Origin of the sequence: Rhizobium binae, assembly GCF_017357225.1 — a bacterium.
Taxonomy (GTDB): Bacteria; Pseudomonadota; Alphaproteobacteria; order Rhizobiales; family Rhizobiaceae; genus Rhizobium; species Rhizobium binae.
Window position 1 is genome coordinate 892076 of record NZ_CP071604.1, and the last position, 22146, is coordinate 914221.

General features: G+C 62.0%; 24 protein-coding genes. 13 read left to right on the forward strand and 11 right to left on the reverse strand.

Going from position 1 to position 22146, the window contains the following annotated elements:
• The first annotated feature begins 21 nt into the window (after positions 1-21).
• A complete protein-coding gene (gene glcF / locus J2J99_RS04270; RefSeq protein ID WP_168297682.1) occupies positions 22-1332 on the forward strand; it encodes a glycolate oxidase subunit GlcF in 1311 nt (436 codons plus the stop codon).
• 46 nt (positions 1333-1378) lie between these two features.
• Positions 1379-1816 carry a hypothetical protein gene (locus J2J99_RS04275; protein WP_168297681.1) on the forward strand — a complete coding sequence of 146 codons (438 nt, stop codon included), beginning with the start codon at positions 1379-1381 and terminating at the stop codon, positions 1814-1816.
• A gap of 23 nt (positions 1817-1839) precedes the next feature.
• Here the strand turns inward: J2J99_RS04275 and J2J99_RS04280 are convergent, their stop codons facing one another.
• From J2J99_RS04280 to J2J99_RS04290, 3 genes are all read right to left on the reverse strand, one after another.
• A complete protein-coding gene (locus tag J2J99_RS04280; protein ID WP_012482809.1) occupies positions 1840-2514 on the reverse strand; it encodes an outer membrane protein in 675 nt (224 codons plus the stop codon).
• A 122-nt stretch (positions 2515-2636) separates the two neighbouring features.
• The gene (locus tag J2J99_RS04285; protein WP_168297680.1) at positions 2637-3323 is read right to left on the reverse strand and encodes a L,D-transpeptidase; all 687 of its coding nucleotides are present in this window, start codon (positions 3321-3323) and stop codon (positions 2637-2639) included.
• A gap of 135 nt (positions 3324-3458) precedes the next feature.
• Positions 3459-4208 carry a L,D-transpeptidase gene (locus tag J2J99_RS04290; protein WP_168297679.1) on the reverse strand — a complete coding sequence of 250 codons (750 nt, stop codon included), beginning with the start codon at positions 4206-4208 and terminating at the stop codon, positions 3459-3461.
• Between the two features lie 228 nt (positions 4209-4436).
• Here J2J99_RS04290 and J2J99_RS04295 point away from each other — a divergent pair, with 228 nt between their 5' ends.
• Entirely contained in the window at positions 4437-5066 is a 630-nt protein-coding gene (locus J2J99_RS04295; protein WP_168297678.1) for a DNA-3-methyladenine glycosylase I, read from the forward strand.
• The gene (locus J2J99_RS04300; RefSeq protein WP_168297677.1) at positions 5063-5569 is read left to right on the forward strand and encodes a hypothetical protein; all 507 of its coding nucleotides are present in this window, start codon (positions 5063-5065) and stop codon (positions 5567-5569) included. Before J2J99_RS04295 ends, J2J99_RS04300 begins: the two co-directional genes overlap by 4 nt.
• 37 nt (positions 5570-5606) lie before the next feature.
• On the opposite strand, the gene J2J99_RS04305 is transcribed toward J2J99_RS04300, so the two are convergent.
• Entirely contained in the window at positions 5607-6311 is a 705-nt protein-coding gene (locus J2J99_RS04305; protein WP_168297676.1) for an HAD family hydrolase, read from the reverse strand.
• A gap of 240 nt (positions 6312-6551) precedes the next feature.
• Here J2J99_RS04305 and J2J99_RS04310 point away from each other — a divergent pair, with 240 nt between their 5' ends.
• The gene (locus J2J99_RS04310) at positions 6552-7601 is read left to right on the forward strand and encodes an aldo/keto reductase (RefSeq protein ID WP_168297675.1); all 1050 of its coding nucleotides are present in this window, start codon (positions 6552-6554) and stop codon (positions 7599-7601) included.
• Between the two features lie 64 nt (positions 7602-7665).
• Here J2J99_RS04310 and copM read toward each other — a convergent pair whose 3' ends face one another.
• The 3 genes from copM to J2J99_RS04325 form a co-directional block, all read right to left on the reverse strand.
• Entirely contained in the window at positions 7666-8025 is a 360-nt protein-coding gene (gene copM / locus J2J99_RS04315) for a CopM family metallochaperone (protein WP_168297674.1), read from the reverse strand.
• Between the two features lie 78 nt (positions 8026-8103).
• Entirely contained in the window at positions 8104-8475 is a 372-nt protein-coding gene (locus tag J2J99_RS04320; RefSeq protein ID WP_168297673.1) for a hypothetical protein, read from the reverse strand.
• A 59-nt stretch (positions 8476-8534) separates the two neighbouring features.
• Positions 8535-9284, reverse strand: a complete 750-nt coding sequence (locus J2J99_RS04325; RefSeq protein WP_168297672.1) for a hypothetical protein — start codon at positions 9282-9284, stop codon at positions 8535-8537.
• Between the two features lie 135 nt (positions 9285-9419).
• Here J2J99_RS04325 and hisS point away from each other — a divergent pair, with 135 nt between their 5' ends.
• The 3 genes from hisS (at position 9420) to hisG (ending at position 12916) form a co-directional block, all read left to right on the forward strand.
• Complete coding sequence (hisS, locus tag J2J99_RS04330) at positions 9420-10943, forward strand: histidine--tRNA ligase (protein ID WP_168297671.1); 1524 nt, start codon at positions 9420-9422, stop codon at positions 10941-10943.
• A 159-nt stretch (positions 10944-11102) separates the two neighbouring features.
• Positions 11103-12224: an ATP phosphoribosyltransferase regulatory subunit gene (locus J2J99_RS04335; RefSeq protein WP_168297670.1), complete on the forward strand. Its 1122-nt coding sequence runs from the start codon at positions 11103-11105 to the stop codon at positions 12222-12224.
• Positions 12221-12916, forward strand: a complete 696-nt coding sequence (gene hisG, locus J2J99_RS04340) for an ATP phosphoribosyltransferase (protein WP_168297669.1) — start codon at positions 12221-12223, stop codon at positions 12914-12916. Before J2J99_RS04335 ends, hisG begins: the two co-directional genes overlap by 4 nt.
• A gap of 84 nt (positions 12917-13000) precedes the next feature.
• Here the strand turns inward: hisG and J2J99_RS04345 are convergent, their stop codons facing one another.
• Positions 13001-13438: a DoxX family protein gene (locus J2J99_RS04345; protein ID WP_168297668.1), complete on the reverse strand. Its 438-nt coding sequence runs from the start codon at positions 13436-13438 to the stop codon at positions 13001-13003.
• A gap of 203 nt (positions 13439-13641) precedes the next feature.
• Here J2J99_RS04345 and J2J99_RS04350 point away from each other — a divergent pair, with 203 nt between their 5' ends.
• From J2J99_RS04350 to J2J99_RS04360, 3 genes are all read left to right on the forward strand, one after another.
• Positions 13642-14352, forward strand: coding sequence for a glutathione binding-like protein (locus J2J99_RS04350; RefSeq protein WP_168297667.1), 711 nt, complete (start codon positions 13642-13644; stop codon positions 14350-14352).
• A gap of 323 nt (positions 14353-14675) precedes the next feature.
• Positions 14676-15419 (forward strand): SDR family NAD(P)-dependent oxidoreductase, encoded by a 744-nt coding sequence (locus J2J99_RS04355; RefSeq protein ID WP_168297666.1) that lies wholly within the window; start codon positions 14676-14678, stop codon positions 15417-15419.
• The gene (locus J2J99_RS04360) at positions 15416-16324 is read left to right on the forward strand and encodes a sigma-70 family RNA polymerase sigma factor (RefSeq protein ID WP_168297665.1); all 909 of its coding nucleotides are present in this window, start codon (positions 15416-15418) and stop codon (positions 16322-16324) included. Before J2J99_RS04355 ends, J2J99_RS04360 begins: the two co-directional genes overlap by 4 nt.
• A gap of 192 nt (positions 16325-16516) precedes the next feature.
• On the opposite strand, the gene J2J99_RS04365 is transcribed toward J2J99_RS04360, so the two are convergent.
• From J2J99_RS04365 to groES, 3 genes are all read right to left on the reverse strand, one after another.
• Complete coding sequence (locus J2J99_RS04365; protein WP_168297664.1) at positions 16517-16963, reverse strand: hypothetical protein; 447 nt, start codon at positions 16961-16963, stop codon at positions 16517-16519.
• 782 nt (positions 16964-17745) lie between these two features.
• Positions 17746-19383 (reverse strand): chaperonin GroEL, encoded by a 1638-nt coding sequence (groL, locus tag J2J99_RS04370; protein ID WP_016734675.1) that lies wholly within the window; start codon positions 19381-19383, stop codon positions 17746-17748.
• 70 nt (positions 19384-19453) lie between these two features.
• Positions 19454-19750 carry a co-chaperone GroES gene (groES, locus tag J2J99_RS04375; protein ID WP_004675403.1) on the reverse strand — a complete coding sequence of 99 codons (297 nt, stop codon included), beginning with the start codon at positions 19748-19750 and terminating at the stop codon, positions 19454-19456.
• Between the two features lie 334 nt (positions 19751-20084).
• Between groES and J2J99_RS04380 the strand changes: the two genes are divergently transcribed.
• On the forward strand, positions 20085-20933 hold the full coding sequence (locus J2J99_RS04380; RefSeq protein ID WP_168297663.1) for a TIGR01459 family HAD-type hydrolase: 849 nt from the start codon (positions 20085-20087) through the stop codon (positions 20931-20933).
• Between the two features lie 14 nt (positions 20934-20947).
• Entirely contained in the window at positions 20948-21931 is a 984-nt protein-coding gene (locus tag J2J99_RS04385) for a bifunctional riboflavin kinase/FAD synthetase (RefSeq protein ID WP_168297719.1), read from the forward strand.
• Positions 21932-22146 lie beyond the last annotated feature (215 nt).

Genomic DNA, 22146 nt, shown 5'->3' on the forward strand with positions numbered 1-22146 from the left:
CCGAAGCGGAGGTCCCGCTAGATGCAAACCAACTTCACCCCAGCCCAGCTCGCCGACCCCGAAGTCGCCGAATCCGAAAAAATCCTGCGCAAATGCGTCCATTGCGGCTTCTGCACCGCTACTTGTCCGACCTATGTGACGCTCGGCAACGAGCTCGATAGCCCCCGCGGCCGCATCTATCTGATCAAGGACATGTTGGAAAACGGCCGGCCTGCCGATGCCGAGGTCGTCACCCATATCGACCGCTGTCTCTCCTGCCTTGCCTGCGTCACCACCTGTCCGTCCGGTGTCGACTACATGCATCTGGTCGATCACGCCCGCGCCCACATCGAAAAGACCTACAAGCGTCCCTTCATGAACAGGCTGACGCGCAGTCTCCTGGCCGCCGTCCTGCCCTATCCCGGCCGGTTTCGTCTGGCGCTTCATCTCGCCCGCCTTGGCCGCCCCTTCGCCGGCCTGATGCGCGGGGCGGCGCTCAAACCCTTTGCCGCCATGCTGGCGCTTGCACCACGGCGCCTGCCGGCCGCCTCGGATCTTGCAAAGCCCGGCACCTACCGGTCCGAGACGGAGCGGCGCGGCCGGGTGGCGATCCTCTCGGGCTGCGCCCAGCCTGTGCTTGATCCCGGCATCAACGCGGCGGCGATCCGGCTCCTGACTCGGCTCGGCATCGAGGTCGTGGCGCCGGAGGGCGAGGTCTGCTGCGGCTCGCTCGTCCATCACATGGGCCGCGCCGAACAGGCGCTTCAAAGCGCCCGCGCCAATGTCGATGTCTGGACGCGTGAGATCGAAGGCCAGGGCCTCGACGCGATCATCATCACTGCTTCGGGTTGCGGCACGACGATCAAGGATTACGGCCACATGCTGCGCCTCGACCCCGCCTATGCCGCAAAGGCGGCCAGGGTCTCGGCGCTGGCAAAGGACATCACCGAATATCTGGCGACCCTCGAATTGCCGGCCCATATGCCGAGGGGCATTACGGTCGCCTATCATTCCGCCTGCTCGATGCAGCACGGCCAGCGCATCACGCTTGCGCCGAAATCATTGCTGAAAGCGGCAGGCTTTACGGTGCGCGATCCGGCCGAAGGCCATCTCTGCTGCGGCTCGGCGGGCACCTACAACATTATGCAGTCGGAGATCTCGGCGGCGCTGAAGGCACGCAAGGTCAGGAATATCGAAGCGACCAAGGCCGACGTCATCGCCACCGGCAATATCGGCTGCATCACCCAGATCGCCACTGGCACCGCTATTCCGATCCTGCACACGGTCGAGCTGCTCGATTGGGCCTATGGCGGCGCTGTGCCGGAAAAATTAACAGGTTTGCCGTTAGGCTGAAGAGAGTGCAGCAGGCCCATTCGGGCCGCTCCTGGGAGATTGGGCGATGTGGCGGGGAATGATTGTACTTGCGGGACTGCTCGCGGCAGGCGCGGCCCATGCCGACAGCCGCTTATTCTGTTCCGCCGATGACGCACAGGCGCGGTTTACTCTCGAAAGCGGTTTCGCAAGCCATGCCGGCCACAGGCTCAACCATTTCCGCGGCGCGCTGATTGTCAAGGATCCCGCGCAAGCGCCGGCTTTTGGAAAACGTGTCTTTGAATCGCAGCATCTGAGCAACCACTGGGCGCGCGATGGCGAACTGCTTCTGGAAGTGTTCGACGAGGGCGGTGACGACACCGAAGGGGCAACGCTGGATCTGGTGGTGGTCGCCGGCGTGCGCGGCAAGCCGTCGGCAAATTTCAGCGGCACCTATTCCCTGACGATCGAGGGCGGCAGCAAACCTTATGCTGCCGAGGGCAAGGTCAGCTGCGGCACCAAATAGCGCCGCAGCCGAAATTCAATTCATTACCAGTGGAACGAGACGCCGACGTTGACGGCGTTGGTGAAGATGTTGGTCTTCAGGTCGACGCCGCTGTCGATCGGAACGTCGACGCGCGAATAGGTGCCCTTGTATTCGACAAAGGTCGACCAGCGGTCGGTCACCTTGAAATCGACGCCGGCCTGGGCCTGCAGCGTCACGCCGCCGAATTCGTAGGCCCAGGTCTTACCCTCGGGGCGAATCACCTCGACATGCGGAATGTTCACGCCGATGCCGGCGCCGAGATAAGGCGTCCAGCGGCGGCTCGGATCCTGGAAGCGGTAGAGCCCGTTCACCGTCAGCAGGTTCAGACCGTCGGTGAATTCGAAATGCGACCAGCCGGTCTTGGCGAGTGTGTCGTCGTCGGCATAGACCTTGTCGTGGGTGTAATCGAGCGAGATACCCCAGTTCGGCTTGTTGAAATTCTCCAGCCACCAGGTGACGCGGCCGCCGTAATAGGGCGGCGCGCCGAAGGACTTGCCTTCCCAGCCGGCGGTGAAATGCGTGCCGTCGGAAAGATCGACGCCGCTGTGCGGCGCGGTTTGGTAACCGCCGTAAATGGAGAACTGCAGATCTTCCGCCGAGGCGGATGCTGCCGAACAGAATGTGAAAAACGCGATGCCCGCAAGCAGGGAAGCGGAAGAACGCAGCGCATATGTCATTGAATAGCCCCGATATTGCAAATATGTCCACTCCTAGGCACGTCTGCCAGCTTTCCGCCGCAAAGTCCAAGAGAAATAAAAGGCGCCTCTAAAAAGCGCCCTCGTTTTTTGACAAGTGTTGCTCAGCCGCCGAACATGGTGCGCAACACGTCGATGCCCCTGTCCTCGAAAGCCACCTTGCCCTGCTTGTTGCCGGGGCCGATGACGATCACCTTGGTGCCGACAGGCGCGCGATCGTAAAGATGCATCACGTCCTCGTTCATCATGCGGATGCAGCCGGAAGACATATTGAGGCCGATCGTCCAGGGCTGGTTGGTGCCGTGGATGCGGAAGATGGTGTCGCGGCCACCCTGGTAGAGATACATGGCGCGGGCGCCGAGCGGATTGTCCTCGCCGCCTTCCTGGTAAGCAGGGATGATGTGACCCTTGGCGGCTTCGCGGCGGCGCATTTCGGCCGGCGGCGTCCATGCCGGCCATTCGGCCTTGCGGCCGATCTTGACGATGCCCGACCAGCCGAAGCCGTCGCGGCCGACACCGATGCCGTAGCGGGTCGCGCGGTTGTTGCCTTCGACGAGATAGAGATATTTGTTGTTGGTATCGATGATGACGGTGCCGGCCGCTTCCGTCGTCACCAGACGGACTTTCTTGCGCTTGAACTGCGGCTTCACGTATTTCGGCATCTGCGCCACCCGCACGATCTGAGCCGGGCGCTGCGTGTTGTCGGAGCCGGCCGGCGCTGCAAAGGCGGATGCAGACATCAAGGACAGAACAAGTCCGGCCGCGGCCAGACCTGGCATCAATTTGATCATGGTCGATTCCCCTCAAGCAAATTTGCCCGAAGCTACATGAACTTCTGCCCGATTCAAGATCGACTCGGCCGGATAAGGCAACTTCAGCCAAGGAAGCCGCCTGTTCTTGCGGCTTACAAGATCTTGCATGTGCCGTTACATGACGATGACGCGGGTTCCGACGCTGACGCGGTCATAGAGGTCAACGACGTCTTCGTTGCGCAGCCGGATGCAGCCGGAGGAAACGGCGCTGCCGATCGACCACGGCGCGTTGGTGCCATGGATGCGGTAAAGCGTCGAGCCGAGATACATGGCGCGGGCGCCGAGCGGGTTTTCCGGGCCGCCATCCATGCGCGCCGGCAGGTAATGACCCTTTGCGGCTTCGCGGCTGATCATTTCCGAAGGCGGCGTCCAGTCCGGCCATTCCTGCTTGCGGGTGATCTTGTGGACGCCGGCCCATTCGAAGCCGGGCTTGCCGACGCCGACACCGTAACGGCGCGCCTTGCCGCCGTCCATCACCAGGTAGAGAAAGCGGTTGTTGGTATCGATGACGATCGTGCCGGGCTTTTCCCGGGTGTCGTAGTCAACCATCTGCGGCAGGAATTGCGGCTCGATCGGATGGCGGATCGAAGGGATGCCGGGATTGATCGCCGAGACGGTCTGTGGCGCCGGCTGCGGCGCCTGGCGAATGACGCGGCGCTGGAAAAGCCCGCGCTGCTGCGGCTGGACGACCGGACGCTGATAGACTACGGGACGAACCGTGCCGCCGCCGAGCTGGTTGATCCAGGGCGCCGTCAGATCAGGGCTGAGCACGACAGGCGGGCGGGTGGCATAACGGTCGTCGGCTCGGGCGGCCGTCGAGAAAGCCCCGAAGAGGGCTGCGGCAAGAACAAGCTGTTTCATCATCGGACGGACTCTCTACAAATGGCCGAAAATGGTTTGGCGGGACTGGTCCGCCCGCAAAGACGCTGCCACCTGATCCGCCAGCGAATGGTAAAGATCGATTCCTGAAAAGCCGACCGATCGGATAAACTTTTCGTCAGGGTTACCGTTCGGTTTGGAAAGACGGTTTGCAAATGGTAAAGCCGGAATCACGACCGGAAAACGAAACGGCCCCCAGCAGAATGAAGGATCATGAGCGCGACTGGCATCATTATCGGCGAGGACGGCAGGAGCCGCTGCCACTGGCACGCCAATCTGCCCGATTATCTCAAATATCATGACGAGGAATGGGGCCGCCCTGTTACCAATGACATCCGCCTCTTCGAGAAGATCTGTCTCGAAGGCTTCCAGTCCGGCCTTTCCTGGCTGACCATCCTGCGCAAGCGGGAGAATTTCCGCGCCGCCTTTGCCGGGTTCGATTTCGACAAGGTCGCTCTCTTCGGCGAGGCGGATGTCGATCGCTGCCTTGGCGATGCCGGCATCATCCGCCATCGCGGCAAGATCGTCTCGACCATCAACAATGCCAGGCGCGCCATCGCGCTGCGGGACGAATTCGGCTCTCTCGCCCATTATTTCTGGGGTTACGAACCCGGCCACAACGAGCGGCCGGCCGTGGTCGACCGTGACCATATCGTCGCCAATCCGACAACGCCTACTTCTGTGGCCATTTCAAAGGATCTGAAGAAACGCGGCTGGACCTTTGTCGGTCCGACCACAGTTTATGCTTTCATGCAGGCGATGGGCCTCGTCAACGATCATCTGGAGGGCTGCTTCTGCCGGCCCGATGTGGAGGCGATGCGCGCCGCTCTGGCTCGGCCATGAAAGGTCTGTCCGTGAAAACATCGATTGCTGCCCTTGCCCTGTTTTTGCTGCCGATCTCAGCCATGGCGCAGACGCCGCAGCTCGATCCCGGCGAGAAGCTGGAGAAGCTTCAATTCCCCGCCGTCACCATGCAGCTCAAGGGTTGGACGAAATTCGGCAACAGCCATGTCTACACGCTGCCGGTGCGCGCCGGCCAGCACATCAAGATCAGCTTTGCCACCAAGAGCAAGTTCGCCTTCCTGGCGATCTTCGACCTGTCGAAGCCCGATGATGAAGCCTTCTTCGGGACCGACGAGGACGGCACGAATTTTCAGACGACGGCGAAGGAAAACACCACCTGGCTGCTGCGTCCCTATTATTCCAAGGTCTCACCGCGCCGCGGCCTCGGCGCGCCCTTCAGCATCCTGATCGAACCGCTGGCGGCCGCCCCGCCGCAGCCGCAACAGCCGGCCGAGCCGGAGCAGCCGTCGCTGTTTCCGAAGGCGCCGCCCAAGCCGCAATAGGGCAAGGCCGATCGGCCGGCATCGATCAACCGCCCGTTTAGGCCAGCCGGTCGATCAACTCGCGCAACTCGCCGAGATGGCCGATCTTGCGGAAACGCGGCGCTTCCGTCGGTTCGTCGACATGTTCCAGCACCCAGGTGAGTTCGTGCGGCACGAAGACGCCGTAGCTGCCCGCCGCAATCGCCGGCACGATATCCGATTTCAGTGAATTGCCGACCATCATCGCCCGCTCCGCTCCGTCACCGACCTTGGCGAAGATGCGCCGATAGGTGACGGCGGTCTTGTCGGAAACGATCTCGACGGCATCGAAGAAGTCGCCGAGCCCGGACTGGGCAAGCTTGCGCTCCTGGTCGAAGAGATCGCCCTTGGTGATCATGACAAGCAGATATTTGCCGGCGAGCGCCTCCAGCGTGTCGCGCGCATGCGGCATCGTCTCGACCGGATGGGACAGCAGGTCACGGCCGGTATCGAGGATCTTGGCGATGACGCTCGAGGGAACCTTGCCCTCGGTGATCTCGATCGCCGTCTCGATCATCGACAGCGTGAAGCCCTTGATGCCGAAGCCGTAATGGCGAAGGTTGCGTTTCTCGGCCTCCAGCAGCCGTTCGGAAATCTTCGGTCCGTCGGCGAAATCGGCAAGAAGCTTCGTAAAATGTGCTTCGGTCAGTCGGTAATATTGTTCGTTCTGCCAAAGCGTATCATCGGCATCGAAGCCGATCGTCGTCAGTGCTCGCGTCGTCACATGCGCACCCCTTGAACTATGGCCGGCATTCTATCGCCGGGCTGTGTCGAGACAAGGGCGTCTGCACTGCGGTGGGGCAGGTCGGGGCGTTGAAAAAGCGCCGCCGTCGCCCTACATCGAAATGGCCTCACCCTGCAGCCAGCCACGGCTGTGCCTGTCGCGCGCAGGCCAATAATCAAAAAATGAAGTTCTTCCGTTCGCAAGCCCCTCTTGCGGCAGACACAAAGGATTTTTTCGACCATGCGTTACAATCAACTCGGAAATACGGGACTTTTCGTTTCGGAAATCTGCCTGGGCACGATGACCTTCGGCGAGGCCCAGCAGGGCAGCATGTGGGGCGCCATCGCCGATGTCGACCAGAAGGCCGCCGACCGGATCGTCGAGCGCTCGCTCGCCGCGGGCGTCAATTTCATCGACACGGCCGACGTCTATTCATCCGGCGAATCCGAAAGGCTGCTCGGCCAGGCGCTGAAGAACCTCGACGTGCCCCGCAAGGACGTCGTCATCGCCACCAAGGTCTATGGCGTCATGGGTGACAAGCCGAACGACCGCGGCGCCTCGCGCGGCCACATCATGGATTCCGTCGAGGCGAGCCTTAAGCGGCTGCAGACGGATCATATCGACCTCTACCAGATCCACGCGACCGATACGGTCACGCCGATCGAGGAGACGCTGCGTGCCCTCGACGATCTCGTGTCCCGTGGTCTCGTGCGCTATATCGGCGTCTCCAACTGGCAGGCCTGGCGCATTTCCAAGGCGCTCGGCCTTTCCGAACGCCGCGGCTTTGCCCGCTTCGAGACGGTTCAAGCCTATTATTCGATCGCCGGCCGCGATCTAGAGCGCGATATCGTGCCGATGATGCAGGAGGAAAAGCTCGGCCTGATGGTCTGGTCGCCGCTGGCCGGCGGTCTGTTGTCCGGCAAATATGGTCCCGGCGCGCCCGGCAACGGCGAGGGCCGCCGCGCCAGTTTCGACTTCCCGCCGGTCGACCGGGACAGGGCCTGGGCTTGCGTTGCCGTCATGCGCGAGATCGCCGAAAAGCATGGCGCCGGGGTCGCCACCGTCGCGCTCGCCTATATTCTCGCCAAGCCGTTTGTCACTTCGGTCATCATCGGCGCCAAGCGCGTCGATCAACTCGACCAGAATCTCGCCGCCGTCAAGCTGAAGCTCGATGCCGACGACATGACGAGGCTCGACGAGGTGAGCGCCCTTGCTCCCGAATATCCGGGCTGGATGCTGTCGCGACAAGGCGCCGGTCGCCGCCCAGCCGACTTCGAACCGAAGGACTGATGTCGCCACTCCAAGGTCTGGGGAACGCCTGTCCCATCAGGCGTTCCCCTTCAGCAACGGCTGACTACTTGCCGTGGGCCTTCGACCACGCGTTCATTTCCGCGATCTCGGCCTCCTGCGCCTTGATCACGGCTTCGGCGAGTTTGCGGATATCGGGATCCTTTCCGTATTGAAGCTCGACTTTCGCCATGTCGATCGCGCCCTGATGGTGCGGGATCATGCCGCGGACGAAATCCGCGTCGGCATCGCCGCTATATTCGATCATCATATCCTTGTGCATCTTGTCGTTCGCCTCGCTGAAGGCCTGGCTGGATGCATCGTGGCTGCCCATCGGCTTGCTCATGTCCATGGACAGGTCTTCGGCAAAGGCGGGGACGGCCGGGATGGCGAGCATTGCGGCGAGTGCGATGATTTTCAAAGACATGAGAGTTCCTTCCTCTGTCTGACAAATAGGTTGGTGGCCGGCTAAAGCCGCTCGCTTCTGCGTGAATTGGGCGTGGCGTCAGGACAGTCGGGGAGGGGGAGCCTGCGGAGCGGGGCGATCGTCATCCAGGGCGCGGTCGAGCGCCGGGACGGGATAGGCGAATACAGGTTTCTCACTGTCGACGACCATGATGACCGGCGGCAGCAGCAGACAGGCGCTGCAAAGCGGCATATGCGCGGCATTGCCGGTAGAGCAGGGGTCTTTTGAGGGATCGGCCTTGCCCGCCGCCGTATCAGGCATATGCGTGCCGGCCATCTGATGGTGCATGACGCCGGCCTCGGCAGCAACGGGGGCATTCATCGACATGCAGGTCGGACAGCCTGCCCAAGCGGACATGGCGCTGTAGACCAACCAGCCGAGAACCATGGTGACGAGGGCGATCGTGCGCATGTCGTTTCATATAGGGGAATGCCGGATGCATGCCAAGCAGATCGGCGGTCACATCCTGGTCACCAGGTGGCAATCACCTTGTGCTCGATCCGGTAATCCTGGCTCTCCTCGCCGAGCGGCGCCACCGGCCACTTCCAGGTTGTCTTCGACGGCGGCGGCGAAACGCCGAACAGCAGGTCGGCCTCCTCGTGCGTCCGGCCGTTGCGGTCGATGACGGCATAGGCGATGTCGGTGACCAGGCAATGGCGGCAGGCAAGACCCGAAAGCCCCGCGATGTGCGCGGCGATCAGCCTTTCCACCGTATCGTCAGGCATTCCGGCGTCCCCGGCTTCGCAGCGCCGTTTCACGCCCCGGCCGATCTGCGACAGGAGATTGGCCGAAACCACGAAATCGAGATAGGGCACGGTGCGCAGGAAGCCGAGCGGTTCCGGCTCTCTGCCGGCCGCGAGCTCGTCATAGTCGGAAAGATCGCGCTCGATCAGCCGGATATTGCGATGGGTCTTGGTCGATAGCCGCACCGAGGCGAGGTGAACGAGGTCGACCAGAACGACGGTGTCGAACGCGCGGGCCAGTTCTTCGATCGGCACGTCGCGCAGCAGGCCGGAGCCAAGCACGACGGCGGTCCGCTTCCGCCTGAGATCGGCCGTCGCCGCACGGATCGCATTGCGGCTCTTCTCTTCATGGTCGGCCCATTCGGCGGCGCAACGCCCGGCCCGCGACCAGAGATTGACGGAATAGCGGATGAACTTTCGATGCGTCTTGCCGGTCAGCGGCCATGTCGCGGCATAAAGAAGCGCTTCAGCGATCATGATGCATATCCCGCGTTTCGGATGGATACCCTGTTCAATCGATTCTGGCAGCGACATCAAGGCCCTTCGCCCTTGCCGCTCTTCGCCCAATCCGCTAGGACACCGCCACTGTCACAGTCAGCGGAATTCCTGGAAATGAACGACAAGCAGAAGAAACCGCAAAAGCTCAAGGCCCGCCTGCCGCGCGGCTTCGTCGACCGGACGGCCGGCGATATCCGCGCCGTCAACGAGATGACGGCAAAGATCCGGGAAGTCTATGAGCATTATGGTTTCGATCCTGTGGAAACGCCGCTGTTCGAATATACCGATGCGCTCGGCAAGTTCCTGCCCGACAGCGACCGGCCGAACGAGGGCGTCTTCTCGCTGCAGGATGACGACGAGCAGTGGATGTCGCTGCGCTACGACCTGACGGCGCCGCTTGCCCGCCACGTCGCCGAGAATTTCAACGAGATCCAGCTTCCCTACCGCACCTATCGCGCCGGCTACGTCTTCCGCAATGAGAAACCCGGCCCCGGACGGTTCCGCCAGTTCATGCAGTTTGATGCCGATACCGTCGGCGCGCCGGGCGTCCAGGCCGATGCCGAAATGTGCATGATGATGGCCGATACGCTCGAAGCGCTCGGCATCAAGCGCGGCGACTACGTCATCCGCGTCAACAACCGCAAGGTTCTGGACGGCGTGCTGGAGGCGATCGGCCTCGGCGGCGACGACAAGGCCGGCCAGCGGCTCAACGTGCTGCGCGCCATCGATAAGCTCGACAAGTTCGGCCCGGAAGGTGTCTCGCTGCTCCTCGGCCCCGGCCGCAAGGATGAATCCGGCGACTTCACCAAGGGCGCCGGCCTCAATCAGGAGCAGATCGACAAGGTGCTCTTCTTCGTCGGCATCAGGGACTATGCCGAAAGCGCCGGACGTCTGGCTGAACTCGTTGCGGGGACGTCGAAGGGCGCCGAAGGCGTCGAGGAACTGAATTTCATCGGCGCGCTCGTCACGAGCGCCGGCTATGGCGCCGACCGCATCAAGATCGACCCCTCGGTCGTGCGTGGCCTCGAATATTATACCGGCCCGGTCTATGAGGCCGAGCTTCTCTTCGACGTCACCAATGAGAAGGGCGAGAAGGTCGTCTTCGGCTCCGTCGGCGGCGGTGGCCGTTATGACGGCCTCGTCTCCCGCTTCATGGGCCAGCCGGTGCCGGCGACCGGCTTTTCGATCGGCGTCTCCAGGTTGATGACAGCGCTGAAGAACCTCGGCAAGCTCGGGGCGAGCGCAGTGATCGAGCCGGTGCTGGTGACCGTCATGGACGGCGACGTCGAGGCGATGGGCCGCTACCAGCGGATGACCCAGGATCTGCGCGCCGCCGGCATCCGCGCCGAGATGTTCCAGGGCAACTGGAAGAAGTTCGGCAACCAGCTGAAATATGCCGACCGCCGTGGCTGCCCTGTGGCGATCATCCAGGGCGGTGACGAGCGCGCAGAGGGCGTCGTCCAGATCAAGGATCTGATCGAGGGCAAGCGGCTTTCCGACGAAATCGAGGACAATGCCAGCTGGCGCGAAGCCCGCGTGGCGCAGGAGACGGTGCCCGAGACCGATCTCGTCGCCAAGGTGAAGGAAATCCTTGCCGCGCAGGCGGAGGATCGGAAGAGAGCCGACAATGCGCAGTAGACCCCTCCCCAACCCCTCCCCCCAGGGGGGAGGGGTTTCAACTCGCGCCGCTTTGCTCAACTCGACCTTCGCTTTACCAGCGGCGCTGCGGATTTGTTCAGTCGGTCGCCGCGAGTTAGTCCCTCCCCCTTGTAGGGGATTTTTCCCGGGAGCGACCCAATGCCCCTGATCAACCTCCCCGACCTCGCCGGCGAACTGCTTGCCGAATTTTCCGCGCGCAACGCCGAGCGCATCGATACCCCCGTCATTCAGCCGGCCGAACCCTTCCTCGACATCGCCGGCGAGGATCTGCGCCGACGCATCTTCATGACCGAGAGCGAGACCGGGGCCAGCCTCTGCCTGCGGCCCGAATTCACCATTCCCGTCTGTTTGCGCCATATTGAAACCGCGACCGGCACGCCCAAGCGTTATGCCTATCTCGGCGAAGTTTTCCGCCAGCGCCGCGACGGCGCCAACGAATTCTATCAGGCCGGCATCGAGGATCTGGGCGATATCAATCTCGCCAGCGCAGACGCTCGCGCCATCGGCGATGCCACCGGCATTCTCGCCCGCCTGCTGCCTGGACGGAGCCTGTCGGTAACCTTGGGCGATCAGGCCGTGTTCGAGGCGGTCGTCCAGGCGCTTGGCCTGCCGCTCGGCTGGCAGAAGCGTCTGATCCACGCCTTCGGCAACATGACGCAGTTGGAGGCGCTGCTTGCGGGCCTCGTCAGCCCGCAATTCGTCACCGGACTTGACGACGATATCGCCAGGCTTGTCGCATCGGGCGACGAGCAGGCGCTGGTCGCGCATATCGAGCAGGAGATGCAGGCGACGGGTTACTCGACGAATGCCAGCCGTTCGCCGATCGAGATCGCCAGACGGCTCAAGGAAAAACTCATCCTGTCGGAAACGCGACTCGACGACGCGGCCTTCCACGTGCTGGAGGAGTTCCTGTCGCTCGACGTGCCGCTCGTCAACGCTTCCGCCGCCCTTGCCGGTTTCGCCGACGCTGCGGGCCTGAAACTCGGCAATGCGCTTTCCCGCTTCAACGGCCGGGTCGCGGCGCTTGCGAATGCCGGCGTCGATCTCTCCGGCCTTGGTTACCGCGCCGCTTTCGGGCGTCCGCTCGACTATTACACCGGCCTCGTCTTCGAGGTCACAGTGGAGGGATCGAGCGCGGTTCTGGCCGGCGGCGGTCGCTTCGACAAGCTTCTAACGTTCCTCGGCGCGACGGATCGCATTCCGGCCGTCGGCTTCTCCTTCTGGCTCGACCGCATCGAAACCGAAAGGGCAGCCGCATGACCGTCACCATCGCGCTTCCCTCCAAAGGCCGTATGAAGGACGACGCTTTGGCGATCTTCGAGCGGGCCGGCATGCCGATCTCGGCGGTTGGCAACGACCGATCCTATCGCGGCCGCGTCGAAGGCTGGGACAATGTGGAAATCGCCTTCCTCTCGGCCTCCGAAATCTCCCGTGAACTCGGCAACGGCACCGTCGACTTCGGCGTCACCGGCGAGGATCTGATGCGGGAGGGTTTTTCCGAAGTCGACAAGCGCGTCGAATTCTGCGCCCGGCTCGGTTTCGGCCATGCCGATGTCGTCGTCGCGGTGCCCGAGATCTGGCTCGATGTCGACACCATGGCCGATCTCGGCGATGTCGCCGCCGATTTCCGCGCCCGCCACGGCCGGCGGCTTGCCATCGCCACCAAATACTGGCGCCTTACCCAGCAGTTTTTTTCCAGCCAGCACGGCATCCAGCTTTACCGCATCGTCGAAAGCCTCGGCGCGACCGAGGGCGCTCCCGCGTCCGGCTCGGCCGATATCATCGTCGATATCACCTCCACCGGCTCGACACTGCGCGCCAACCACCTGAAGGTGCTTCAGGACGGGGTCATCCTGCACTCGCAGGCCTGCCTCGTGCGCGCCCGCAAGGATAGCCATGCCGAGGAAGCCGTGGTGCAGGCGATTATCGAAGCGGTGCGCGCCGCTCTCTGATTTCGGCCAATCAGGCCACAAGCAAAAACCCGCCGTCAATTCAATGACGGCGGGTTCTGCATGTCTGGGAGGATGTCTGTCCTATCAGGCGACGGCGTAGGCACCACGGCGGGCGTCGAGCGAGTAGGCGCCAGCGCCATTGGTAGCGAGCATGATATAGGCGCCAGCCAGCGTGATGTTCTTCAGGAAGTTGACGAAGTTCAGGCCGCTGAGCCAGGCGTTGGCGGCAGCCGGGAAATCGGGAACGTTGATCGGCGAGAAGTGGAAGACGAAGGCGGTGAAGACGCAGAAGGCGGCGAGCAGCCAGCCGACGATGCGGACCTGGAAACCGACGAGCACGGCAATGCCGGCAACGAGTTCGAACAGGCCGGCGAGATAGGTGAGCGCCGTGGATGCCGGCAGGCCGGCGCCGGCGATCATGCCGGCCGTCGAGGCCGGATCGGTCAGCTTGCCGAAGCCGGCGAAGATGAACATGAAGGAAAGCAGAATGCGGGCAATCAGGATGATGACGTTGTTCGACATTGGACGTTGTCTCCGTTTGAATGATCTGGAGATCTGGTGCCCCGGCACGCTGTGATCTCTGGTGCCTCCTATGTCGCTTTTTTTCTCCGTCATGGAAAGATAAACGGAAGCGGACAGTTCGTTCAACAATATGGAACGATGTCCGGTCGCTTGCCTTTGCAGAGCCCCGTCTCTTATGGTCAGCGCCCAACAAGGAGAATCCGATGGCAGATCTGTCCGCATTTCCGATCACGACCCGCTGGCCGGCGAAAAACCCAGACATTATCCAGCTCTATTCGCTGCAGACCCCGAACGGGGTGAAGGTATCCGTCGCCCTCGAGGAGCTCGGGCTCACCTATGAGCCACATTATATTTCCTTCGCCGCCAACGAACAGAAGTCACCGGAATTCGAATCCCTCAATCCGAACGGCCGCATTCCGGCGATCATCGATCCGAACGGGCCGGACGGCAAACCGATCGGCCTTTTCGAATCCGGTGCCATCCTGCTTTATCTCGCGGAAAAGACAGGCAAGCTGATCCCCGCCGATGCCGCCGATCGCTACGAATGTATCCAATGGGTGTTTTTCCAGATGGCCAGCATCGGCCCGATGTTCGGCCAGTTCGGCCATTTCCACAAGTTCGCTGCCGACAAGGTTGCCAACAACTCCTATCCGGTGGAGCGCTATCGCGATGAATCCAAACGCCTGCTCGGCGTGCTCGAAGGGCGGCTGAAAGGCCGGCAGTGGATCATGGGCGATCAATATACGATCGCCGATATCACTACCTTCACCTGGGTTCGCGGTGCCGACATCTTCTATGGCGGCCGTGAGATTCTCGAATATGCGAAATTCCCCGCCGTCTCCGATTGGCTGGAGCGCTGCATCGCCCGCCCGGCAAGCGCCAGAGGCCTCAACATTCCGGTCAAACCGGAGTAACGGACGATCCGCCGGAAAATGCAAAAGGCCGTCCTGAGGCCCAGCCACTAACGTGGAATCGTGAGGACCATCTTTAGCAAAACCCCTCGCTGCAGATGTGGAGGATCAGCGCGGTAGGCCGACCGGAAACCGGAAAACCCGGTATCAAGCGCGCGATCCGCTTCGGCTGACGACCGCAATCACGGCGGCATTCGGTGGCGTCAGACTTTTTTGACGCCGGCTTCCACAAATCGCAGATGGCGATGACTCTTTTCACCTCCTTGAAACGTCGTTGTTGCGACCGTCGTCGAGCGGTCGAAACCGACCCGGATGAGGACTGAGAAATGGATCTGGAAGGAAAGCGAATTGTGGTCGTCGGCGGGAGCCGCGGCTTGGGGAGTGGGCTCGCCGAGGCATTCCTTGCTCGCGCGGCCGAAGTCACCGTGGTCGCCCGAAACGCGGTGGCTGTGCAGGGCCGGGCTGAGCAACCCGCTGTCACCGCCATATCGGCCGATGCGACCGATGCCGACGCGGCGTGGCGGATCATGGAGCAGACGCAACCTGATGTCGTCATCATGAGTGCCGGTGCGGAACCGCCCATGGAACGGATCGACCGGATTGGCTGGGAGGCATTCACGACCAACTGGAATGTAGACGTCAAGGCTGCGCTGCATTGGGTACAGGCTGCCCTGACCTTGCCGATGGCGCCGGGCGGCCTCGTCGTCCTGGTCTCTAGCGGAGCCGCCGTCCAGGGGTCGCCGCTATCGGGAGGATATGCCGGCGCCAAGCGCGCGCAGTGGTTCATTGCAAAATATGCCGATGACTTGTCGGCGGAACTCGGCCTGGGTTTGCGGTTCCGGGTCATTGTTCCCCGGCAGATGTTCGTTGGAACCGGTGTGGGCGATACCGGCATCGGGGCCTATGCTGCGAAGGCGGGTCGGACATTTGCCGAACAGGCCGCCACCTGGCCGGACATGACCCCGCGGGCTTTCGGTGATACGGTCGCCGAACTGATCGGCGATTCCGGCCTCGCCGAGGCCATGGTCTATGGCGTGCGTGGGGATACGGGTGTGACGGTCATCGAATGACGAAAGACCCAGCTCTGGGAGCCGAAGAGGGGAAAACTCTGCCCGCAGACCTGGCCAGGGAAGCGGACGCGCTTCGCCCCCAACTGCATCGCTATGCTGCTCGTCTGGTGGGTTCGGTGATCGACGGCGAGGACGTGATTCAGGATGCGTTTGCCAGGGTATTTGCGACGGCCGGCTCGATCCCACCGGGCACGCCGCTGCGACCGTGGCTGTTTCGCATCGTCCACAATCAAGCCATAGATGCCCTGCGCCAGCGCAGTAAGCGCCGGTCGGAGCCGCTCGAGACAGCCTTTGATCTGGCCGATATCAGGGCCGTCGGCCCGGAGGACGCGCTGATCCGGCGGGACACGGTGCGGGTCGCCCTGGGTCATTTTGCAGAATTGCCGGTGCCGCAACGCAGCGCGGTGATCCTCAAGGATGTGCTCGGAGAGTCGCTTGCGGATATCGCAGCGCTGCTGGAACTGAGTGTCGATGCCGTCAAGGCCCATTTGTCGCGCGGTAGGGCGCGATTGCGCGCGATCTCCGACGTGCGGTCTGAGGTTGCGCCGTCGCCAAGTCCCGAGGCCCTGAACTTTGCAGCGCTCTTCAACGCCCAAGATTGGGACGCGCTGCGTCGCTTGCTGGCCGATGACGTTCGGCTTCGTCAGGCGCGACGGCGGGAAATCTCGGGTGCCGCCGACGTCGGTCGATTTTTCACCTATTATGCCGAATATCCGCCGGTCAGGATCGAACCGGCCTGGCTGGAAGGCCGGGAAATATTGCTGGTATCGGCCGAACCGTCGGGCGCTCCTTCCTATTTCATGCTGCTCGAATGGCGCGGGCAAAAGATAAGCCTGATCCGCGACCATCGCTACGCGACCTATGTCATGGATGGTGCTGATCTCATGCCGGCCGCATCGCGGTGACCGATACTGGTCGAGACGAGCTTTCTCGCGGCCTGCTATGCGCCGAATCCCAAATCAGAAGCCAATGCCCTAAAGCCTGCCACGTGAAGTTAGGTTCACGCGATAGGCTTAGGGAACCGCAAAATTTAGCGATTCCACGTTTTACGTTAGTGGCTGAGCACTGAGGCGGCCTTTATCTCGCGTCGCCGGTCTTCACTGCCAGCTTGTGATCTGGGTTGCGTCTTGCAGCTTGAAGCGCGGAAAGATGAAGACGCCGGCCATGCGGCCGCTGTATTTCTCCTCGAGCCCGCTCGACTCCCCCATGCAGAACAGCGGCTGACGGAAACCGTTCCGCGTGATGATCGTGGTCGAAAAACAGAAAGAGGAGGAGTGCGTCGCCGCCTTCTCGAACAGCTCCAGCACGTGGCTGCGATCCTTGGTATCGTAGCAGCGGATCAGGTTCAGCAGTCCGCATTCATCGGCGGAAATGCCGTGCAGCATTGCGCTCCATTTGCTGAGACAGATCAGGCCGGTCGAAAAATCTGCGGTCCAGCTTTCGGAAACTGATAGCTGCGCCAGCATCTGGTGATTTTGATGATTGTCGTTCAGTGAGCCGGTCATCAAGGGCACGGCTGCATTGGCTTTGGCGATCTTAAACAAGGCGTTCCCCAGTTCGGATGCGGCTCCGACGCCGCACGCTCGGCAAACACAAAGAAACAGGATCATGGGACAGGGGCATAATGCCCGCGCCTACACCGGCGATCGTTGCGGCCGTTCGAGCCTCCGGACTGGAGTCCTTCGAACACGCATCTATGGCATCGCCTTCCGCGCTCGTCTGATGGCGAAAATCATCGCCGGGCGCGTATCAATTGCAGCGAGGATTTATAGGAGCTTTTGCACAAACGGCAACGGCTTTTTAAGGGCTGTTCGGATTGGCATCAGTTGCGGGAAATGCCGGCATCCCCGCGTCTTCGGGCCAGAAGTGATCAGTTTCAGCGCTTTTCGACCCGTTTCGCTGCGCTTGCGGGAGAAAGCCTGCCCCCGTAAGCAATCTCTCGCGCATAGGAAATGAGCTGCGACATAAGCCTGACGAAAGCTTCGCGGGCGGCGGACGCACTGCGCAGCATGAAATAGCGCGCAACGGATCGAATCATTTTTGGCGAAAAGAAAAGGGCGACCCGAGGGCCGCCCTTCCTGTTCCGGATGTGCCGGAATGGATTTCAGTGACGGCTTTCGCCTATCACATCATGTCCATACCGCCAGTTCAGCGCGCTTGACGCGCTGAACCATCTTTGATGATGGGCGGATTCATGGACGATGCTGTGAAAGGCCGTTGGCCTATCACATCATGTCCATTCCGCCAGTTCAGCGCGCTTGACGCGCTGAACCATCTTTGATGATGGGCGGATTCATGGACGATGCTGTGAAAGGCCGTTAGCCTATCACATCATGTCCATTCCGCCCATGCCGCCCATGCCGCCCGGCATAGCCGGAGCGTCCTTCTTCGGCAGCTCGGCGATCATGGCTTCGGTGGTGATCAGCAGCGATGCGACGGAAGCGGCATCCTGCAGGGCGGTGCGAACGACCTTGACCGGGTCGATGATGCCCATGCCGATCATGTCGCCATATTCGCCGGTCTGGGCGTTGTAGCCGTAGTTGTCCTGATCCTTGTCGAGGATCTTGCCGACAACGATCGAGGCTTCGTCACCAGCGTTCTCAGCGATCTGGCGGGCCGGAGCCTGCAGAGCGCGGCGAACGATGTTGATGCCGGCTTCCTGGTCGTCGTTGACACCCTTGGAGGTGATCTTGACGGAAGAACGCAGCAGGGCAACGCCGCCGCCCGGTACGATGCCTTCCTGAACGGCAGCGCGCGTCGCGTTGAGGGCGTCGTCGATGCGGTCCTTCTTTTCCTTCACTTCGACTTCCGTCGAGCCGCCGACACGGATGACGGCAACGCCGCCAGCGAGCTTGGCAAGGCGCTCCTGCAGCTTCTCGCGGTCGTAGTCGGAGGTGGTTTCTTCGATCTGAGCCTTGATCTGGGCAACACGGCCTTCGATGTCGGACTTGGCGCCCGAACCATCGACGATCGTGGTGTTTTCCTTGGAGATCGAAACCTTCTTGGCACGGCCGAGCATGTCGAGCGTGACGCTCTCGAGCTTGATGCCAAGATCTTCGGAGATGACGGTGCCGCCGGTCAGGATGGCGATGTCTTCGAGCATGGCCTTGCGGCGGTCGCCGAAGCCAGGCGCCTTGACGGCAGCGATCTTCAGGCCGCCGCGCAGCTTGTTGACGACGAGCGTTGCAAGCGCTTCGCCTTCGACGTCTTCAGCGATGATGAGGAGCGGCTTGCCGGTCTGGACGACGGCTTCGAGAACCGGGAGCATCGACTGCAGGTTCGACAGCTTCTTCTCGTGAAGGAGAATGAAGACGTCTTCGAGGTCGGCGACCATCTTTTCCGGATTGGTGACGAAGTAGGGGCTGAGGTAGCCGCGGTCGAACTGCATGCCTTCGACGACTTCGAGCTCGGTTTCGGCGGTCTTGGCTTCTTCAACCGTGATGACGCCTTCGTTGCCGACCTTCTGCATGGCTTCAGCAATGTCGAGGCCAACCTGGCGCTCGCCGTTTGCCGAGATCGTGCCGACCTGGGCGACTTCTTCCGAGGTGTTGATCTTCTTGGCCTTGGCCTGGAGATCCTTGACGACTTCGGCGACGGCGAGATCGATGCCGCGCTTCAGGTCCATCGGGTTCATGCCGGCAGCAACGGCCTTGGCGCCTTCGCGAACGATCGCCTGGGCAAGAACGGTTGCGGTCGTGGTGCCGTCACCGGCGATGTCGTTGGTCTTCGAAGCAACTTCGCGGACCATCTGGGCGCCCATGTTTTCGAACTTGTCTTCGAGTTCGATTTCCTTGGCGACCGAAACCCCGTCCTTGGTGATGCGCGGGGCGCCGAAGGACTTGTCGATGATGACGTTACGACCCTTCGGGCCGAGCGTTACCTTGACTGCATCGGCGAGAATGTCGACGCCGCGCAGCATCTTTTCGCGCGCGGTGCGGCCAAACTTGATTTCTTTAGCTGCCATGTTTGTGACTCCTGAATTCGATTTGTTCGGGCAAAAGCCCGTCAGTCATTTCGGGAAAGCGGATCGGCAATCAGCCGATGATGCCCATGATGTCGGCTTCCTTCATGATCAGAAGGTCTTCGCCGTTGATCTTGACTTCGGTGCCGGACCACTTGCCGAACAGCACGCGATCGCCAGCCTTGACGTCGAGTGCGACGACCTTGCCGGACTCGTCACGAGCGCCGGAACCGACGGCGACGATTTCGCCTTCCTGCGGCTTTTCCTTTGCGGTGTCGGGAATGATGATCCCGCCCTTGGTCTTCTCTTCGGACTCGACGCGACGAACGACGACGCGGTCGTGAAGCGGACGGAAATTGGTGCTTGCCATTGTCTAATCCCTCGATCGAATGACATTCGCAGGCCGGAGCGGCCCACATGGATAGGTGTTAGCACTCCCTTTCGGTGAGTGCTAGCGACGTGCATTTAGGGATGGCTCCGAAAGGAGTCAATGAGAGCAATCACGAATTTTTGTGCCGGAATTGTGAAGAGACCGGAGAAATGCCGGAGATTCGGCCGAACCCGCTGTCGCGGCCCAGCCTTGCCGATCACGCGCCGGATTGTCGCGAGGGGGCTTTGCCGCGGACGCTGGCAAAGAAAATGCCTTGCCATCGTCCTGCGCCTTTGCAATGTCACCGGTGACTGCAGCAACTCGGGACATTGGAATGGCCAAGCGGATAGAAACCTTCTCTGAGATCACCGATCGCTATGACGTGGTGCTCTGTGATGTCTGGGGCGTCGTTCACAACGGCGTCGATCCGTTTCCGAAGGCGGCTGCCGCCCTCCAGGCGGCGCGCGAAAACGGCCTCGCCGTCGTCCTTATCACCAACTCGCCGCGCCTTTCCTGGCAGGTCGTCGAGCAATTGCGTCATATCGGCGTGCCCGACGGCGCCTATGACAGGATCGTCACCTCGGGCGACGTCACCCGCGGGCTGATTGCCGAGGGGCCGAAGACGGTCTTCCTGCTCGGCCCCGAGCGCGACAAGGCGCTTCTCGAAGGCATCGGCGTCGAGCGAGTGCCGGCCGGCGAAGCGCGATCGCTCGTCTGCACCGGCTTCTTCGACGACGAGACCGAGAAGCCGGAAGATTACACCGACATGCTTCTGGATTTTCAAGCGCGCGAGGTGCCGATGATCTGCGCCAATCCCGACCTCGTCGTCGAGCGCGGCCACCGCATCATTCCCTGCGCCGGCGCCATGGCCGCCTATTACGAGCAGCTCGGCGGCAAAACCCGCATCGCCGGCAAGCCGCACCGGCCGATTTACGAGGCGACGCTGGCCGCTGCCCGCGAACTTCGCGGCGATGTGCCGGCCGAGCGCGTCTTGGCGATCGGCGACGGCATGCCGACCGATGTCCGCGGCGCCTTGAATTTTGGCCTCGACCTTCTCTACATCAGCGGCGGGATCCACGCCAAGGAATACACCTTGAACGGCGAAACCGACGAGGCGATCCTCAACGCCTACCTCGAACGGGAAAACGCCGCGCCGAAGTGGTGGATGCCGCGCCTTGCATGAAGAGAAGCCAGCCGATGACCGTCTTCCACCGCAATGAAACCCGGGATCCCTTGCCCGCCCATCTCAAAGGCGGGGTGGTCGCCATCGGCAATTTCGACGGCGTGCATCGCGGCCATCAATCGGTGCTGAACCGCGCGCTCGAGATCGCCAAGACGCGCGGCATCCCCGCTCTGGTGCTGACCTTTGAGCCGCATCCGCGCACGGTCTTCCGGCCGCAGACGCCGGTGTTCCGCCTGACACCCGCGCCGCTGAAAGCCCGCATTCTGGAAACGCTGGGGTTCAACGCCGTCATCGAATATCCCTTCGACTACGAATTTTCACAGCGCTCGGCCGATGACTTCATCCATTCGATCCTGAAGGATTGGCTCGGCGCCTCCGAAGTCGTCACCGGCTTCGATTTCCACTTCGGCCGCAGCCGCGAAGGCGGTCCCGCCTTCCTGATGAATGCCGGCCAGACCTACGGCTTCGGCGTCACCCTGATCGATGCCTTCCGCGACGAAAACGCCGACGTCGTCTCGTCGAGCCATATCCGCGCGTTGCTGAAGGAGGGCGAGGTCAGCGAAGTCGCCGGCATGCTCGGTTACCGCTATACGGTGGAAGCCGAGGTGATCGACGGCGAAAAACTTGGCCGGCAGCTTGGCTTTCCTACCGCCAACATGCGCCTGCCGCCGGAGGCCGAGCTCGCCGCCGGCATCTACGCCGTCCGCTTCCGCCGCCAGGATGGAACGCTCCACGATGCGGTCGCAAGCTACGGCCGCCGCCCGACGGTGATGGAGAACGGTGCCCCGCTGCTCGAAACCTTTCTTTTCGATTTCAGCGGCGATCTCTACGGTCAGCTCTGCGCTGTCTCCTTCTTCGGCTATCTCCGCCCGGAACTGAAGTTCGACGGCCTCGATCCGCTCGTCGCCCAGATCAAGCGTGACGAAGCGGAGGCGAGGGCGCTGCTGGCGGGGGTCAAACCGCTGAGTGCGCTCGATGGGAAGCTCTGCTTTTCCTGAGACCCGCGCCGAGGACAGAGTTTTTCTGCACGCAACGGAAATTTCGCTAACGCCCGGCGATATCATGCGGTGAATTCTTCTCTTCCTTTTCCTCGTGAAAACGCCTATGAACCGGCGCGATGAGAAAATTTCGGCTGGCGATCACGATACGAATTATCGGCCCGGCCTTCCGCGCGCGCTAAGCGGCCGGGAGGTCCGGGTTTTCGGCGCTTGGA

Excerpts from the sequence above, each read along its gene's own strand:
- J2J99_RS04360 (WP_168297665.1), top strand. The coding sequence starts at position 15,416 with ATGACGAAAGACCCAGCTCTGGGAGCCGAAGAGGGGAAAACTCTGCCC.
- groL (WP_016734675.1), bottom strand. The coding sequence starts at position 19,383 with ATGGCAGCTAAAGAAATCAAGTTTGGCCGCACCGCGCGCGAAAAGATG.
- J2J99_RS04325 (WP_168297672.1), bottom strand. The coding sequence starts at position 9,284 with ATGATCGCTGAAGCGCTTCTTTATGCCGCGACATGGCCGCTGACCGGC.
- J2J99_RS04350 (WP_168297667.1), top strand. The coding sequence starts at position 13,642 with ATGGCAGATCTGTCCGCATTTCCGATCACGACCCGCTGGCCGGCGAAA.
- J2J99_RS04275 (WP_168297681.1), top strand. The coding sequence starts at position 1,379 with ATGTGGCGGGGAATGATTGTACTTGCGGGACTGCTCGCGGCAGGCGCG.
- J2J99_RS04310 (WP_168297675.1), top strand. The coding sequence starts at position 6,552 with ATGCGTTACAATCAACTCGGAAATACGGGACTTTTCGTTTCGGAAATC.
- groES (WP_004675403.1), bottom strand. The coding sequence starts at position 19,750 with ATGGCAAGCACCAATTTCCGTCCGCTTCACGACCGCGTCGTCGTTCGT.
- J2J99_RS04345 (WP_168297668.1), bottom strand. The coding sequence starts at position 13,438 with ATGTCGAACAACGTCATCATCCTGATTGCCCGCATTCTGCTTTCCTTC.
- J2J99_RS04280 (WP_012482809.1), bottom strand. The coding sequence starts at position 2,514 with ATGACATATGCGCTGCGTTCTTCCGCTTCCCTGCTTGCGGGCATCGCG.
- J2J99_RS04380 (WP_168297663.1), top strand. The coding sequence starts at position 20,085 with ATGGCCAAGCGGATAGAAACCTTCTCTGAGATCACCGATCGCTATGAC.
- J2J99_RS04285 (WP_168297680.1), bottom strand. The coding sequence starts at position 3,323 with ATGATCAAATTGATGCCAGGTCTGGCCGCGGCCGGACTTGTTCTGTCC.
- J2J99_RS04335 (WP_168297670.1), top strand. The coding sequence starts at position 11,103 with ATGCCCCTGATCAACCTCCCCGACCTCGCCGGCGAACTGCTTGCCGAA.
- J2J99_RS04290 (WP_168297679.1), bottom strand. The coding sequence starts at position 4,208 with ATGATGAAACAGCTTGTTCTTGCCGCAGCCCTCTTCGGGGCTTTCTCG.
- J2J99_RS04320 (WP_168297673.1), bottom strand. The coding sequence starts at position 8,475 with ATGCGCACGATCGCCCTCGTCACCATGGTTCTCGGCTGGTTGGTCTAC.
- J2J99_RS04295 (WP_168297678.1), top strand. The coding sequence starts at position 4,437 with ATGAGCGCGACTGGCATCATTATCGGCGAGGACGGCAGGAGCCGCTGC.
- J2J99_RS04300 (WP_168297677.1), top strand. The coding sequence starts at position 5,063 with ATGAAAGGTCTGTCCGTGAAAACATCGATTGCTGCCCTTGCCCTGTTT.
- copM (WP_168297674.1), bottom strand. The coding sequence starts at position 8,025 with ATGTCTTTGAAAATCATCGCACTCGCCGCAATGCTCGCCATCCCGGCC.
- glcF (WP_168297682.1), top strand. The coding sequence starts at position 22 with ATGCAAACCAACTTCACCCCAGCCCAGCTCGCCGACCCCGAAGTCGCC.
- J2J99_RS04355 (WP_168297666.1), top strand. The coding sequence starts at position 14,676 with ATGGATCTGGAAGGAAAGCGAATTGTGGTCGTCGGCGGGAGCCGCGGC.
- hisS (WP_168297671.1), top strand. The coding sequence starts at position 9,420 with ATGAACGACAAGCAGAAGAAACCGCAAAAGCTCAAGGCCCGCCTGCCG.
- hisG (WP_168297669.1), top strand. The coding sequence starts at position 12,221 with ATGACCGTCACCATCGCGCTTCCCTCCAAAGGCCGTATGAAGGACGAC.
- J2J99_RS04385 (WP_168297719.1), top strand. The coding sequence starts at position 20,948 with ATGACCGTCTTCCACCGCAATGAAACCCGGGATCCCTTGCCCGCCCAT.